The organism is Shewanella sp. KJ2020 (genome assembly GCF_024197625.1).
GTDB lineage: Bacteria > Pseudomonadota > Gammaproteobacteria > Enterobacterales > Shewanellaceae > Shewanella.
On the sequence record NZ_JAKUKD010000028.1, the window covers coordinates 26,603 to 42,489 of the forward strand.

The 15,887-nt window shown below is 46.2% G+C and carries 11 protein-coding genes and 4 tRNA genes; 6 read left to right on the forward strand and 9 right to left on the reverse strand.

Going from position 1 to position 15,887, the window contains the following annotated elements:
- Positions 1 to 4: 4 nt before the first annotated feature.
- On the reverse strand, positions 5 to 529 hold the full coding sequence (locus tag MJO46_RS14770; RefSeq protein WP_253989963.1) for a hypothetical protein: 525 nt from the start codon (positions 527 to 529) through the stop codon (positions 5 to 7).
- Positions 530 to 767: 238 nt separating this feature from the next.
- Between MJO46_RS14770 and MJO46_RS14775 the strand changes: the two genes are divergently transcribed.
- Entirely contained in the window at positions 768 to 1,940 is a 1,173-nt protein-coding gene (locus MJO46_RS14775; protein WP_253989964.1) for a winged helix-turn-helix domain-containing protein, read from the forward strand.
- On the opposite strand, the gene MJO46_RS14780 is transcribed toward MJO46_RS14775, so the two are convergent.
- From MJO46_RS14780 to MJO46_RS14805, 6 genes are all read right to left on the reverse strand, one after another.
- A complete protein-coding gene (locus tag MJO46_RS14780; RefSeq protein WP_253989965.1) occupies positions 1,937 to 2,281 on the reverse strand; it encodes a hypothetical protein in 345 nt (114 codons plus the stop codon). The genes MJO46_RS14775 and MJO46_RS14780 overlap by 4 nt on opposite strands.
- Positions 2,282 to 2,318: 37 nt before the next feature.
- On the reverse strand, positions 2,319 to 2,684 hold the full coding sequence (locus MJO46_RS14785; RefSeq protein WP_253989966.1) for a hypothetical protein: 366 nt from the start codon (positions 2,682 to 2,684) through the stop codon (positions 2,319 to 2,321).
- Positions 2,685 to 2,813: 129 nt separating this feature from the next.
- Positions 2,814 to 3,068, reverse strand: a complete 255-nt coding sequence (locus MJO46_RS14790) for an accessory factor UbiK family protein (protein WP_007651586.1) — start codon at positions 3,066 to 3,068, stop codon at positions 2,814 to 2,816.
- Between the two features lie 118 nt (positions 3,069 to 3,186).
- Positions 3,187 to 6,276 carry a multidrug efflux RND transporter permease subunit gene (locus tag MJO46_RS14795; RefSeq protein ID WP_253989967.1) on the reverse strand — a complete coding sequence of 1,030 codons (3,090 nt, stop codon included), beginning with the start codon at positions 6,274 to 6,276 and terminating at the stop codon, positions 3,187 to 3,189.
- 13 nt (positions 6,277 to 6,289) lie between these two features.
- Positions 6,290 to 7,408 carry an efflux RND transporter periplasmic adaptor subunit gene (locus MJO46_RS14800; RefSeq protein WP_253989968.1) on the reverse strand — a complete coding sequence of 373 codons (1,119 nt, stop codon included), beginning with the start codon at positions 7,406 to 7,408 and terminating at the stop codon, positions 6,290 to 6,292.
- A 4-nt stretch (positions 7,409 to 7,412) separates the two neighbouring features.
- Positions 7,413 to 8,000 carry a TetR/AcrR family transcriptional regulator gene (locus tag MJO46_RS14805; RefSeq protein ID WP_253989969.1) on the reverse strand — a complete coding sequence of 196 codons (588 nt, stop codon included), beginning with the start codon at positions 7,998 to 8,000 and terminating at the stop codon, positions 7,413 to 7,415.
- A 365-nt stretch (positions 8,001 to 8,365) separates the two neighbouring features.
- On the opposite strand from MJO46_RS14805, the gene rep reads away from it, so the two are divergent.
- Complete coding sequence (gene rep / locus MJO46_RS14810; RefSeq protein ID WP_253989970.1) at positions 8,366 to 10,378, forward strand: DNA helicase Rep; 2,013 nt, start codon at positions 8,366 to 8,368, stop codon at positions 10,376 to 10,378.
- 35 nt (positions 10,379 to 10,413) lie between these two features.
- Here rep and MJO46_RS14815 read toward each other — a convergent pair whose 3' ends face one another.
- The gene (locus MJO46_RS14815; RefSeq protein ID WP_253990064.1) at positions 10,414 to 13,047 is read right to left on the reverse strand and encodes a diguanylate cyclase; all 2,634 of its coding nucleotides are present in this window, start codon (positions 13,045 to 13,047) and stop codon (positions 10,414 to 10,416) included.
- 207 nt (positions 13,048 to 13,254) lie between these two features.
- On the opposite strand from MJO46_RS14815, the gene MJO46_RS14820 reads away from it, so the two are divergent.
- From MJO46_RS14820 to MJO46_RS14835, 4 genes are all read left to right on the forward strand, one after another.
- Positions 13,255 to 13,331, forward strand: a tRNA-Arg gene (locus MJO46_RS14820).
- A gap of 53 nt (positions 13,332 to 13,384) precedes the next feature.
- Positions 13,385 to 13,460 (forward strand) — tRNA-His (locus MJO46_RS14825).
- 119 nt (positions 13,461 to 13,579) lie between these two features.
- Positions 13,580 to 13,656: transfer RNA gene (locus tag MJO46_RS14830), tRNA-Pro, on the forward strand.
- Between the two features lie 59 nt (positions 13,657 to 13,715).
- Positions 13,716 to 13,792, forward strand: a tRNA-Pro gene (locus MJO46_RS14835).
- A 167-nt stretch (positions 13,793 to 13,959) separates the two neighbouring features.
- Here MJO46_RS14835 and MJO46_RS14840 read toward each other — a convergent pair.
- Positions 13,960 to 15,879, reverse strand: coding sequence for an EAL domain-containing protein (locus MJO46_RS14840; RefSeq protein ID WP_253989971.1), 1,920 nt, complete (start codon positions 15,877 to 15,879; stop codon positions 13,960 to 13,962).
- Between the last annotated feature and the right edge of the window lie 8 nt (positions 15,880 to 15,887).

Here is a 15,887-nt window from a genome sequence, read left to right on the forward strand (position 1 = left end):
GGCATTAGGCCGAACCTGTTTGCTTGCCAAACTTGGGGTGTTTTGCCTCATAGTCATCTTCCTTGTGAATATGTTTGAGCAGTGCTTCGAAGCTCTGCTTAAGCGCTTCAAGCTCATCGGAATAGACTATGGCATGGTGGGAAAACCAGTGGTGTTTTTCACGCTCACGGTTACTGTAATCGGGCCAAATACGCAGCTCATACTCATCACCTATGACGACAATGACATAGGCGATGGCGCCATTGCTAAAGATAATGCATTGGGGCAGGTACACTCGCTCTTCGCCTTTAAATAACTCATACCAGATCGCTTCACTGCGCCAGCTCACAATGGGGAGCGGCGCCTCAATAGAACAACCGATAGATTGATGGCGGTTATAGAGTACTGTCTTAATATCCGCCATAGAGAAGGGCTGGAGATCGCCATTTTTAGCGGCAAGTGAATACAAAATATTCATTAAAAATGCCAGCTTAGTGCCATTGCCTGTTTTACATCCACATAGTTGTGCTTGGCGGTAGTAGATATTCATCATCGATCCTTAATGAGGGGCTGTGCTTCAATTGGCTCAATGTCGAGGCAATAAACCCCATGGAGAGCAAACCAATAGCCCGTAGGGGGCAAATGCCTTATGTTATCTAAATCTGGCGTTGACTGAGTAGGTTAACGCATACTTTTTAGTAAGTGCAAGTCTGATAAATTGTAAATAGTGCTGATTTTCAATACATTAGTCAGGAGTGACGTTTTGTATCAGGTTAGTTGGAGCATCAATGTCTAGTCCCTTTTCCCCCCGCGAATGGTTACAGTTAAATATGCAGCAGCAAGGATTGCTGCATATTGAGGCATCTGTTCCTGCGCTGATCTCACGCCTAAGTTATGTGCAAATTGACTCTATCAATGTGGTCGAGCGGGCGCATCACCATGTGCTGCATAGCCGAATGCCACAATACCAGAGCAGTATGCTAGATACCGCCTTGGCCCGGGGGGAGATCTTCGAGTATTGGTCCCATGCTGCGGCTTACCTGCCGATGGCCGATTATCGTTTCAGTTTGCAACGTAAACAGCAACTGCAAAATGGCGGTAAGCATTGGTTTGAACCCGATGATAAAGTGATGCAGGAAGTACGGGCGAGAATCCTCACAGAAGGGCCGCTCAAGGCCAGTGATTTTGAGCATACCGAAGGGAAAAATGGTGCATGGTGGGATTGGAAACCCGCGAAAAAAGCGCTGGAACAACTCTTTATGCGCGGCGAGTTGATGGTGGTGCGGCGGGAAAAATTCCAAAAACTGTATGATCTTACGGAGCGAGTGCTACCAAAGGGCATCAATATTGAGGTGCCTACGGAGATTGAATTTGCCCGCCATTTGATTGCTCGTTACCTCGATGCCCACGCCTTTGGCTCCGCGGCACAAATCGCTTATCTACGTAAAGGGATTAAAGCCAATGTGAACGCGCAATTAGCCGCGATGCAGTCCGAAGGTGAGTTGGCGAGCTTTAAGGCCGAGGGGCAGTGGTATTTTTATCGCCCAGAGTTACAGTTAACCTCTGCTATACCTAATCAGGTCTGGTTACTGAATCCCTTCGATAATTTATTGATCCAACGGCAAAGATTAAAGCAATGGTTTGATTTTGATTACCAAATCGAAGTTTATGTGCCCGCCGAAAAACGCCAATATGGTTATTATTCCCTCGCCATTTTGTGGCGAGATCGCTTTGTTGGCCGAGTTGATGTTAAAGCCGAACGCCAAACGGGCCTATTGCTATTACAGCAATTGACCTTAGAAGAGGGCGTGATGGTGAATGGCTTAGATGAGGATTTCTGTGCGGCATTTGATATCGCAGTCAGTGAATATGCTCGTTTCAATGGCTGTGACCGCTGGAAGTTGGTTAAAGCTAATCATAAAGGTCTTAAGCAAAAGTATGCTCGCCAACAAAAGCTTTAACTATTTGTCTCTTTAGCTGGAGCATCTATAAAGCGAAAGCAGACATAGAGTAAGACGAGATACAGCAGCGGCAATGCGGCGATAACGAGGGAAGAAGTGTTCATGTTAGCGCGGGCGATGCGATAACAGGGAATATACACGGCAGGATAAGCTAGGCTTCCCCATAGAAAGCACTGATTCATCAATCGATAGATAAAAGCGGGTTTGATGCTCGATTGGCTGCCTAGCCCCATCAAGCTGGCGAGAAGCACACCGGGATAAGTGAGTAGCGGCAGGCCGCCAAGGAGCAATAGCCCCCAAAGAAGATAGTCCTGATAGTCTGTACTGATTGCGATATCCATTGCCGCTTTATTCCCTAAACTGGTCGACGCTAAAGCATTAAGTTTGTTTATGCTCTGGTTGCTGCGGCGGCGTGACTGCCTGCCCTTGTTGCATCTTAAGCCAAAAGCTTTGCTGACATAGATTGCTAAAGGATTTTTGCTGCGGCGAAATCGCAATATGAGCTGTTACAACCCGATAGCTGAGCCAATAATCTTCACAAACCATGTCTGACTCATAAGCTTGTTTATCTTGCTCGCTTAGCTTGCTAATCACAACCTCGTTATCGAAGTGGTAAAGCGTTATGGACTCACAAATTTCCACATTATCATCGTGATAGGTTTGCTGCTCGTTTGATTGGCTTACCACGGAGACAGGGCTGGGATAGCCTTCAATGGCAAGGATATAGCTAGCGAGTGACTGCATCGAAAACTCGGCATATTAGATTTAAGATGTGATTGAGGCTAAGCGAATGATGTTATTTAAAACAAAAAGCACAGCCATCGCTTGCTGTGCTTTAAGAAAAAACACTCCACCATTTTGGTTAACGTGCAATTAATCTGCGGCGTTAAGCTTTTTCTCTAACTCATTGACTTGAGCTTGCAGCGCTTCTAATTTTTCACGGGTTTTCAGTAACACATGCTGCTGCACATCAAACTCTTCACGGGAAACCATATCTAACTTGAGCAATTGATTTTGCAATACTTGCTTGCTGCGCTCTTCAAATTCACCGGCAAATTGTTTCAGTCCGCTTGGCAAACTGTCGCTGAGTTGTTTTGCCATTTCTTCGATTTTCTTTGGATTGATCATGATCTTGTCCGCCTCTTTACTGAATGGGTCGATTGTAACCCAGTGGGCTTAGTTTCAAAAGTAAAGCTGTGCCCTTAACCGCGACGCCCAGAGGACGTAGGGGTTAAGGGCGATAGGATTAATGACCGACAGCTGCGGTTGCATTATCTTCATCAAACACAAGTAAAGGCTCATGTTTTTCTGCAAGATAGGTATATATCACCGGTAGAACAAACAGGGTGAAAACCGTTCCTATGGATAGGCCTGCGACAATGACTATACCAATATTAAAGCGGGCAACGGCGCCAGCGCCCGAGGCAAATAGCAGGGGGAGTAGGCCTGCAATCATCGCGGCTGTGGTCATTAAAATCGGGCGTAAACGTATAGTTGCCGCCAGTTTAATAGCTTCAAGCTTGCTTAAACCTCGGTGCAATTGCTCCTCCTTCGCCACTTCACACATCAAAATCCCGTGTTTAGTGATAAGGCCGACTAAGGTGATAAGTCCCACTTGGGTGTAGATATTGATTTTGGCTAAACCAAACACATGGGTCCAGCCGAGCACGATAAGTGCACCGCTGATCGCCAGTGGCACAGACACTAAGATCACTAGGGGATCTTTAAGACTCTCAAACTGGCTGGCCAATACGAGGAAAATAATGGCGATGGCCAGTAAGAACGTCGCATAAAGCGCCGAGCCTTCGGTCACAAATTGGCGAGCTTCACCGAGGAAGTCGTAGCGATAACCCTTAGGTAGCTCGTTGTCACCAATGTTCTGCAAGAAACTGATCGCATCACCAATAGCAACCCCTGGCGAGGCGACGGCGCCAACCGTAAGTGCATTCATTTGGTTAAAGTGCGGCAATGAGCGTGGCTCAGATACCATTTCAATTTCGACTAAGCTCGACAGTGGGATCGAGCGGCCATCGGCAGCTTTAACATAGTAATTTGCCAAGGATTCAGGATTGGCGCGTAAATGCCGTTCAACTTGCGGGATAACCTCGTAGGAACGGCCATCCAAGTTAATGCGATTCACATAGCCATCGCTCATCATAGTCGAGAGGGTTATTCCTATATCTTGCATAGTGACGCCATAGGTGCCCGCTAGGTCGCGCTTTATGTGCAGTTTCATGGTGCCAGAATCGAACTTTAAGTTGATTTCCGAGTACACAAACAGCGGACTCTTTTGGACCTTGTCCAACACACTCGTACCTATCTGGAACAGACTGGCGAAGGAGTTAGAGGTCGTGATCACAAACTGGATTGGCAAGCCGCTAGAGGCGCCCGGCAGTTCAGGCATTTGGAACGTCGTGACGGCCATCCCAGGGATATGTTTGACTTCCTTAGCAAAAAACTCCTGCATCTGTTTTTGACTTTTATCCCGCTCGCTCCAAGGTACTAAGGGCGCAATCCCGAAGGCTTGGCTAGAACTCGGTACGCCGACGAAGGCAAGCGATGCGGCAGATTCAGGCTGGGCCTTAATGATATCCGTCACTAGACTCATATTGGCCTGAATGTAATCTAAGTTAGCCGTTGAGGGAGCCGTGCCCATCATCATGACGACGCCTTTATCTTCGTTGGGGGCAAGTTCTGACGGGATAAACTTAAACAGCACAGGCAGTGAAGCGAACACGATAATCGCAAAGGCGACTATTACTGGGCGATGCGCCATAACGGCATCGAGCATACTCGCGTAGCGGCGGGTTAAATTGTCGAGGAAGGTTTCCACCCCGAGTTCGAAGCGATTGGGTGCAGTATGGGGTTTAAGGATTTTTGCGCACATCATAGGGGAGAGGGTTAGTGCGACAATCCCCGAGATAAATACTGCTCCGGCGAGGGTTAAGGCGAATTCCTTAAAGAGTGAGCCTGTGATCCCCCCCATAAGGGCAATCGGTGCATAAACGGCTGCTAAGGTAATGGTCATTGAGATGACTGGGACGGCGATTTCACGGGTACCAATAATGGCGGCCCTAAAGGGGGATTCGCCGAGTTTGATATGTCTGTCGACGTTTTCGACCACCACAATCGCATCGTCAACCACCAGACCGATGGCGAGCACCATGGCGAGCAAAGTCATCAGGTTTAAGGTAAAGCCAAACAGTTGCATAATGATGGCTACCCCAATTAGCGACAATGGAATAGTCACTATGGGGATGATCACCGCCCGCAGCGAGCCAAGGAATAAAGTGATTACTACAATCACAATAATCGCCGCTTCACCTATGGTTTTTACTACTTCTTTGATGGATTCATCAATGGCTAATGAAGAGTCATACAGGATGCGCGACTCTATGGATGGAGGTAAATTGCGTTCGATTTCAGGCAATAGGGCGCGAGTGTCCGCTGCCACTGTGAGTGGGTTGGCTGTTGGAGTCACATCGAGCCCTATCACTACCGCTTCTTTACCATTGGCTAAGGCGCGGTAGATATCATGGCTTTTTTCAAGGCTGACATCGGCAATATCCCCTAGGCGAACCACTAATCCATCTTTGCTGCTAATGACTAAGCGTTTTAACTCTTCAATCGTTGCCACTTGAGTATCGGCGGTGCCATTAAACAGGGTATAGACGCTATTGGTTTGGCCAACGGCGGATTGATAGTTGTTTGCCTGTAGTACCTGCATTACATCTGTGGATGATAGATTAAACGCCCCCATGCGTGCTGGGTCGAGCCAGATGCGCATAGCATATTTTATCCCGCCATAGAGGTTTACCTTGGCGACACCATCTATGGTAAATAGCTGGGGTTTTACCACCCGCTCTAGGTAGTCTGTGAGTTGGCTAGAGTTGATTTGATCGCTAAAAAACGAGATATAGAGCACTGAGGTTTGTGAACCCGTTGACATCTCGACGCTGGGATCTTCCGCCTCCTTAGGCAATTGGGACCGCACCGAATTGACCTTAGCGAGAATATCCGCCAAGGCGCCGTTAGGATCGGTATTGAGCTTCATGTAGACGGAGATCTTTGAACTACCAAGGAAACTATCCGAGGTCATAAAGTCGACGTTATCCGCCTGTGCCAGTGCTTGCTCCAGCGGTTGGGTGATAAAACCTTGAATAAGGTTGGCATCCGCACCGTAGTAGCTGGTGGTAACAGTGATGACCGTATTGGTCATTTTAGGGTATTCACGCACCTGCATGCTGTTAAGGGCGTTAAAACCTAATAACAGCAATAGGAAGCTGATGGAGGCGGCAAGGACTGGCCGCCTAATAAAAATGTCAGTAAAACGCATTGTTTAGCTCCTATTACAATTTAGGCATAGTGGCTGAGGGCGAGAGGGCTTTATCCTCAACGACTGTAACCTTGCTGTTGTTGCTTAGGCGAATTTGACCTGAAGTCACAATACGATCGCCAGCCTTGATATCGCCGCTGACCAAGGCATTGTTGCCGTTACGTTCTAGTACTGTCAGGTTAAGCTGTTTCACTCGCTCAACTTTTTTACCTTCTTCCTCTAAGGGTTCAATAACATAAATAGAGTTGCCATAGAGGGTAAAATTGATTGCCGTTTGTGGCAGTACGAATTGGTTTTCGAGTTCAGGTAATAAAATCGACACACGGGCAAACATACCGCTGCGCAGTTTGGCGTTGTCGTTAGGAATGCGTGCTTGTACTTGAATGAGGCCGCTCTGGTAAAAAACCGCTGGCTCAATGGCGGCAATTTCACCTTCAAAGGGTTGTTCGGGATATGAATCAACGTAAACGTGAATTTTCTGCCCTACGGCAATGCGCGGTAGCTGAGTTTGGGGGATGGTAAAACGGATCTTCATAGTGCTGATATCTTCGAGGCGTACTATGTCGGTGCCGGGTTGCAGATATTCACCTAGGTTGATATTACGGATCCCCACTAAACCGCTGAAGGGCGCGGTGATTTCTCGGCGCTCGATGGTGGCTTTTAGGCTTTCGATATCGGCCTGCAGTGCGAGGTATTTTGATTCGCTATTGTCTAAATCCTGTTTAGAAACCGATTTTTGCCCATAGAGTTTTGAGAGACGTTTAAAATCGGCTTCTGCGGCGGGGAGTTGCACCATCTTACTCTTAAGATTGGCTCTTTCTACTTTCGCATCTAGTTCGGCCAGCATTTGTCCCTTTTCGACGCGGCTACCGTTTTCGAAACTGATGCTGGTGACTCGCCCTGCTAATTCGTTGGCGATCGTTACCCCTTGATGGGGCTCAACAAATCCAATGGCATCTATGGTGGGTTGCCACTTCTGAGCGTTTAGGGTCATAGCCGTCACCGGAAACTCCGCTTCGGGCATATTGGCGATGGCCTCGGCAATCTTACCTTTCACCATCAAGTTAAAACCGATCACTGAGCCAAACGCGAGCACAGCAATGACGAGCATACTTAGGATCCATTTTTTCATGGCACTAAAAATTCCCAGAGTTAGTTTGAGGGGACGTTGAAATCGCCCTAAGGCAAAGCTCACAGGCTTTTTGTATTTCAAGTTCGTTAAAATCTATATGACCACGCCGTAGACGTTTACCTATGGCTACGGCGGGTTCAAAGGCGATAGAAAACAAGATCCCATCGCTCAATGGTTGAATAATCCCTTGGCTTTTTGCAGTTTCAAATAGTTGATGAAGTTGCTTAAAGGTTTCATTTTCAAATGCTTGATGCTCAGGCGCATCCACACCTGGCAGGTGGGAATACTGTGCAAAACTAAGGTTGGCATGTGAATGCTCACGGCCAAGTTTAATAATGTTGTACCAGAGGCGCTTAAAACGTTCCTCAAAGGAGCCTTGCTCAATATCAACTAGGAGTTCATTGGCTATGAGCTGTAATACGTTTTTGCGTAACTCGATGATCAAATCATCTTTATCTTTGAAATAACGATAAATGGTGCCCGCAGCAACGCCGGCATCGAGTGCCAGTTTTTGCATAGACAGGTTATGTAACCCCTCAGTGGCGATGATTTTTTCCGCCGCACGGAGTATTAAGTCGCGTTTATTATCCATTCGATTTACCATTTTTACAGTGAATGAATGTTCATTCATTTTTGGGGATTCTAATAGCTAAGCAGCCACTTGGCAATCCCAGTGAATAAAAAATAGCCCATTTTAGCCCACAGTGATTTTTATCTAAGGTGAATTGCTGATTGGCCTGCAAAATACTTAAGTGCGGCTGACTATGGCAGAACATTTAGCAGAGTAAGCCGAGTAAGCGGAGTGAGGAGAGCCGTTAGCTATACTGAATATGCAGTATTCCAGTAGCTTGGGTATAGTTGCCCCTATGCTCAATCAAGGGGATTTGTTAGCCTTAAAAGCGTCGATTCTGCTATGATCTCCGGCCCCTCTGCTACTTGTTTGGATATAACGCAAAGATGAAACTCAATCCCGCCCAAAACGATGCTGTTCATTACGTTTCTGGCCCTTGCCTAGTGTTGGCTGGGGCGGGCAGTGGTAAAACCCGCGTTATTATCAATAAAATCGCTTACTTAGTTGAAAAGTGTGGCTATAAGGCACGCAATATCGCGGCAGTAACTTTTACCAACAAAGCCGCCCGTGAAATGAAGGAGCGGGTGGCGCAATCCATGGGACGTAAGGAAGCTAGGGGGCTGTGGATTTCGACCTTTCACACTTTAGGGCTCGAGATCATTAAACGCGAACATAAGGTCTTAGGCTTAAAGCCGGGGTTTTCGCTGTTTGATGATCAGGATACCTTGGCATTGCTCAAAGAGTTAACCCAAGACGAGCTAGACGAAGATAAAGATTTGCTCAAGGCTTTAGCGGGGGCGATTTCGAATTGGAAGGGGGGCTTAATCATCCCCGAACAGGCTCGCCAAATCGCTAAGGATGAACAACAGCACTTATTTGCGAGCTTGTATCAGCGTTATGCCCAACATATGAAGGCCTATAACGCATTGGATTTTGATGATTTGATCCTTTTGCCTACGCTGCTACTCAGACACCACGAAGAGGTGAGGACTCGTTGGCAAACCAAAATCCAATATTTGCTGGTGGACGAATATCAAGATACCAATACCAGCCAATATGAAATGGTGAAATTGCTGGTGGGTGAGCGGGCTCGTTTTACCGTGGTGGGGGATGATGATCAATCCATCTATTCGTGGCGTGGTGCTAAACCGCAAAACTTAGTCTTATTAGGGAAAGATTTCCCTAAGCTTAAGTTGATCAAGCTGGAGCAAAATTACCGTTCTAGCCAACGGATCCTGCGTGCTGCCAACATTCTTATCGCTAATAATCCCCATGTTTACGATAAAGCGTTATTTAGTGAACTTGCCTATGGTGAGCCGCTGCGGGTGCTATTTGCCGCCAATGAGGAACAGGAAGCCGAGCGCGTGGTTGCCGAGATAGTGCGGCATAAGTTTGTTGGGCGAACTCAATTTGGTGATTATGCGATCCTGTATCGAGGCAATCATCAGTCACGTTTACTCGAGCGCGCATTGATGACAAACCGTATTCCCTACAAGCTCAGTGGCGGCACGTCATTTTTTGCCCGAGCAGAGATTAAGGACATCATGGGGTATTTGCGGTTAGTGGTGAATCCCGATGACGATAATGCGTTCTTGCGCATCGTTAACTTACCTAAGCGTGGCATTGGTCCATCGACACTTGAGCGTTTAGGTAATTTTGCCAATGAAAAACATATCTCTATGTTTGCCGCTATCTTTGAGCCTGAACTGAATCATCATTTGCCGCCAGCGGCTATGTCATCCTTGTATCAATTTGGCCGCTTTATAGTGGAAACCGGCGATCATGCGCAGCGTGGCGAAGGCGTTGAAGCGGTCAAGCAGCTTATCCGCAAAATCAATTACGAAGACTATCTATACGAAACCAGTACCAGTGCTAAGGCCGCCGAAATGCGGATGAAAAATATCTCAGAACTGTATCGCTGGGTGACTGAGATGCTTGCCGGTGATGAGCTGGATGAGCCTATGACCTTACCCGAAGTCGTCAATCGGCTTACGCTGCGGGATATGATGGAACGTAATAGTGAGGATGAAGGCGGCGATCAGGTGCAGTTAATGACCTTGCACGCCTCAAAGGGGCTGGAGTTCCCCTATGTGTTTATGGTCGGTGTTGAGGAGCGAATTTTACCCCATCAAACTAGCATAGATGAGGATAACGTCGATGAAGAGCGCCGTTTAGCCTATGTGGGGATTACCCGCGCCCAACGGGAACTCTGGTTTACCCTATGCCGCGAAAGGCGTCAGTTTGGTGAAACCATGCGCTGTGAGCCAAGCCGTTTCCTGTTGGAGTTACCGCAGGATGATGTCGTCTGGGAAAACCGTAAACCCCAGCAAACGGAACAGGAACGTATCCAAACCGGGCGAAGTCATATTTCTAACTTGAGGGATATGTTTAAGAAATAAAGGCTTAGCTAAATTTTTATTATCCAATAATAGAATTAAGCGCAGACCTGCTGCGGACTTTCCAGTAGCGTAAAAGTGTCGGTTAAGGCACCGCCTTGGCCAAATTGGTAACCAAGTGAGCTAAATATTTGTATGTGCTCTTGGTTTGCGAGTCCGCCGGCAAAAATGAGCAGATCTAAGGTAGAAGCGGTCTTTTGATAAGCAGATATCAGTTTAATATGCTGCTCATCCTGCAGTTGTTTGGCGATATTTGTGTCGAGCTTTAGGGCCTTTATTGGTAAAAATAACAAACTATTCAATGAACTATGGCCACTGCCATAGTGACTTATCCCTAGGTTAACGCCAAGCTTTTGTAGCACAGCAAAGCCATTAATATGATTTTCAGTCTCTTGAACTAAGGACTTTTCATTAAAGAATAACCATAAGCGGTTCAGGTTGAGTCGAGTTTGTTTTAGGGTGTTTTTGAGACTACGCAAAACATGCTTATGTTTAAGATGTTGACTCGATAGCATTAAATGCAGATCGAGCTGGTCGCCATGGCACCTTAATAACTCAATATAGGTGCTGTCTAAAGCGGTAATAGTGTATTTATCTAATTCAACCATAAGGTTGGCCTGCTCTGCCAACACACTGAGTTGCTCCTGCTGTATGGTTCCCCGTTGGGGATGTTCCCAAAACAAGCGACATTCTAGTGCGTAGGTTTGCTGGGTCTGTAGATCCACTATAGGGGAATAACTCAGTTGTAATTCATGGGCTTGTAGTGCCAGTCTAAAGTCATTTTCAAATGCGGCATCTTGTATGGCTTGCTCTGACGAACTGTCGTCAAAAATCACATAGCAGCCCTTACCATTCGCTTTAGCCTGATACATGGCGGTATCGGCATTACGTAGCATTGACTCGCTCGTATCAAGCCTATGATTGCCGCTCATGGTTATGCCGATACTGGCGCCAGAATTAAATTCGAGCGAGCCTGAGTGGTAGGGTTGGGAGATTTTTTGGATCACTCGCTCGGAGACATCTTTTGCATCATCAATGCTGTTGACGCAATCGAGTAGAATGACGAACTCATCACCACCGAGTCTGGCTAAGGTATCATTACTTCGAATACAGGATCTGAGGCGGCTTGCGGTTTCAATTAAAAATCTGTCACCTTCGATATGGCCTAAGGTATCGTTAATTTGCTTAAAACGGTCGAGATCGATAAAGAGTAAGGCAAATTGTTCTAGGCTGTGGCGGCGGACATGTTTGATTGCTTGATTTAAACGCTCCATAAACATGGCGCGATTGGGAAGGCCTGTCAGTGCGTCGTGCTTGGCATCATGGACTAATTTTGCTTCCATATTGCGACGTTGGCGGATTTCTTTTTCAAGATCTTTATTTAATTCGGCTAAGGCCCTTGTGCGGGCAATCACTTTCTCTTCGAGTTCTTCGTAGCTGCGTTGTAGTGACTCGGCTGAGAGTTTTTTCTCAATTGCGGTACCAATATGCTGTGACACAAAGGTCAATAGCTCTAAGTCTTTGATCTGATAATTTTGTGTCATGCTAAAGCTATAAATAGTCAAGGCACCACGCACTTGGTCATGGATAAAGAGGGGAATGCCTATCCATTGGTGCATTGTCTGGGTGTGGTTTAACGAGGGCGCTTTAGCATAAATTTCACCAGAGGCGATAAGGGCATTGATATCGTTTTGATCCAGTAGCAGTGGACGTTTGTGCTTAAGCACATATTCGGTGAGTCCATCCTGCAGTGGACGAGTGCCTGGATGCCCATTACCCAGTTGGGATACGTAAAAAGGAAAGGTTAAGTGGGTTTCTTCCTCATTAAGCAAGGCGATATAACAGTTATTCGCCGGAATTAAATGGCGGATAACATTGTGCAGCTGAGCGTAAAAATCGGGATTATCTGCGCTTGAGTTGGCAAGTTCTGCTATCTCAAACAGTGACTTTTGCAGCCGTTCAGCCCTACGTCTTTCATAGACTTCTTGTTTCAGTTTATCGTAGGCTTGGCTGAGCTCTTTGGTGCGTTGCTGTATGGCTTGTTCTAACTGTTCCTGGTGTTTAAGCCTTTCCATAACCCCTGAGATATGGTGACAAATAAAAGTCATTAGCTCGACTTCAATATCGCCATAATGGACATTGGTATCGTAGGTTTGCACCACAAGTACACCCGTAACATTATCTTCATGTCTAATGGGGACACCTAACCACAAATGACAAGGGGAACCTAAATTCACAATTTGTCCCGCGGCGACGAGTTCATTAACCTTAGTATTGTCGCACAGGAGTGCTTTGCCTGTTCTAAATACGTAACCCGTTAGCCCTTGTTGTAGTAAAGTGGACAGTGATTGTTCGGGGTAGAGTTGGGCTGGATGGGCATCTTTTTCATCGGCAAAGAAGGGGACTGTTAACCCACCAGTTGCGACATCGAGCGTAGCAATAAAGAAGTTATCGGCAGAGAGCAGCTGTTTGAGATGTTGATGTACACCCAGATAGAATTCTTCTAATGAGGAGACTTGTGTCGCAATATTTGATAATTCGAGTAAGGCGTTTTGGATGATTTCGGCACGCTTATACTTATGCGCCAGATATTTTAAGCGAATAAGCCGTTTTTCTAAGCGTTCAATCTCTTTAGTGCGAGGTTGCGCGGTTTCATCTTCATCCCTAAACATGATACTCACAGGTCAGATCTATCTATGTTGTTGCCAAACATTATAATTAACATGAAATACTGTAACTTCCAAGTCATATTTAACGGGGATTTACGCTGGAAAAGCATGCTAATGTATCAAAACTTGAGCAGTCAGTAAAAAAAGTGCAAAACAGCTATAGACTCAAGGGCTATTTGTCCATACTATATGCGGCGCTAACCAAGGCGAGCGCCCATAGCTCAGCTGGATAGAGCGCACCCCTCCGGAGGGTGAGGCCGAAGGTTCGAATCCTTTTGGGCGCACCACTTCCGTAGAACGTTGTGAGCTTTATGGTTGGTGAAGTAAGTGAAAATCAGTGGTGATTGTAGCTCAGTTGGTAGAGTCCCGGATTGTGATTCCGGTTGTCGTGGGTTCGAGCCCCATCAGTCACCCCATTTCATTTATTCTAATAGAAAGATTTATATTTTCGGTGATTAGCGCAGTCCGATAGCGCATCCGGTTTTTGGATAAGAGCGGACCAGAGGGTTTGACCCTTAGAAAACAGTTTAATATTCGGTGATTAGCGCAGTCCGGTAGCGCATCTGGTTTGGGACCAGAGGGTCAGAGGTTCGAATCCTCTATCACCGACCAAATTCTTCGCATGACTAGCGTGCTTGATTTTACGAGCAAATAGTTAACAGTTTAATATTCGGTGATTAGCGCAGTCCGGTAGCGCATCTGGTTTGGGACCAGAGGGTCAGAGGTTCGAATCCTCTATCACCGACCAAATAGTAAAAAAGCCTCAGCATTCAGTGTTGGGGCTTTTTTGCATCTGGCCTTTTATGCTTTACCAATTAGCACTAGTTGTTGAACGTGTGCGCTGGGTGAAAACCAAAGTATAGCGCTAATAGAAAAGCTCCCGAAGGAGCTCTACTATTGGTTCGATTGACGGTTTTAATCTAGATTTTCAGGTGGAGCAATAAAGCCTTGATAAGCATCGGTTCTTAATTCATTAAAGCGTTCAAGCTGTGCTTTCTCCTGAATGCCTGTCACTATGACCTGAATATCTAACCCCTTGGCAACATTGATGATTGCTCGGCATAATTCGCCATTGTGCTGTGCTTCATCGTAATAGGAGAAAGACTGATCTAGCTTCACATAGCTTGGTCTCAGCTCTTGAAGATAGGACATAGAGCCGAATTGACGGCCAAAGTGGTCGATACCAAATTTAGCCCCATTATCGCGAATAATTTTGCACAACAATAAACAGGAATCTAGATCGCTGTAGACGCCCGCTTCTGGAATTTCGAAACAAATGCGTTCAATATTTGGGGCTGTGCGTAGGAAATGATTCAGCCATTCATGGAATTGAAGATCACTAATACTCTGATGCGTTAAGTTGATTGCCACGGGCTCGTAACTACGTTCGAGTAGTTTTTGCTCGTAGACGGTTTCAATAAGGCATTTGTCGAGCAGTGCACCGAGTGACAATAGTTCTATATAGGGCATAAACTGCCCAGCGTGGGCTAGCTTATCTCCAAGTTCTAATTGGCAATATAACTCGCGTTGCGCTATGCCATTGCCATCGCAAAATTGAATGGGTTGCCATCTAAACTTAAACTTCTTATTGCTGATAGCATGGCTTAGGTTGTCTCGCCATTGCTCGCGAGTAAACAGCTGTTGTTCAGTCGTTTCAAACCAATGGAAAGTTTTGTTCTCCTTGAGGGCCTTTTGCAGTGCATTATCTGCCTGCGCCAGAATGTCGGAGACGTTCATTTGTCCAATTCGTTCGGCTACACCGATGGCAAAGCTTTCATTTGGCTTGCAGCCTGCCTTTGATATTTCTTGATTGATGGTGCGGATTAAGGTTTGAAGATATTTACTTATCTGCTCATGCTCTACCTCTGTCACAAGGAAAGCAAATTCAAAGGCTGCAATACGTGCGATGACCGAAGGCGTGATTTCATTTAGTTGCTGTTGGAATTTTTCGGCCAGAATACGAATGGTTTCATCCCTTACTTGATAACCATATTTGCTATGGACTTCCTCAAGCCAATCGAGCTTAGCAAGAAAGAGTGCCCCGCTACTAGGTTCGCTTAACCAGCCGTTGAGTCTACTCACCACATATTGGCGGTTTGGTAAGCCAGACGCGGGGTCTACCAAGTTTTTCTTCCGTAGCGCGCCTACTTCTTCATCCAAGGATTGGAAGACCTGCTTGAGTTGGGCTGACATGCTATTAAAGGCAGTGACAAGGTCCTTTAACTCTGTGGTTTTGGGGAGGGGCATATCAGGGCCAAATTGGCGATTAGCTATATTTTTAGCGTGGTCCGATAAGTCGTGTAAAGGTTTTAGGATCCAAGTTAACCCGAGTCTGGCGGTAAAAATGGCGACTAAGAACAATAGTGAGAAGGCGATAATGGTATTAGACATAATCCGCCATAACTCATGGTAGCCAAATCCCGGGTGCGCCGTAATTTCAAGCTGTGCCAGTTGCAGCCAGCCAGAGGTAATAGTGCTTTGTTTTTTGATTGTTTTAAAGAGGTTTAGATTGAGAAACCATTGGGGAACATCTTCAATTTTAAGGGGATTATTCCACTCTTGCTGTTTACCGTCGACCATCCATGTCAATTTGACATTTTGGTAATAACCGCCTTCAAAAATCACGTTCACTAAGGTTTCTGCTGCCACCGTATCCCCTGCCTCAAGGGCTGGGGTGAGCATAAGACCAAGCGAAGTGCTGACGTTGTTTAGATCTGACTCCATTTGCTTGGTTAAAAAGCTTTGAGTTTCAGTGAATTGCACATAGCCAAGGCTTGCAACCACGAGCAAGAAAAGGCTAAAAAGCAGCGAATAAATCTGTCTAAACAGTGTCATCTTTGATG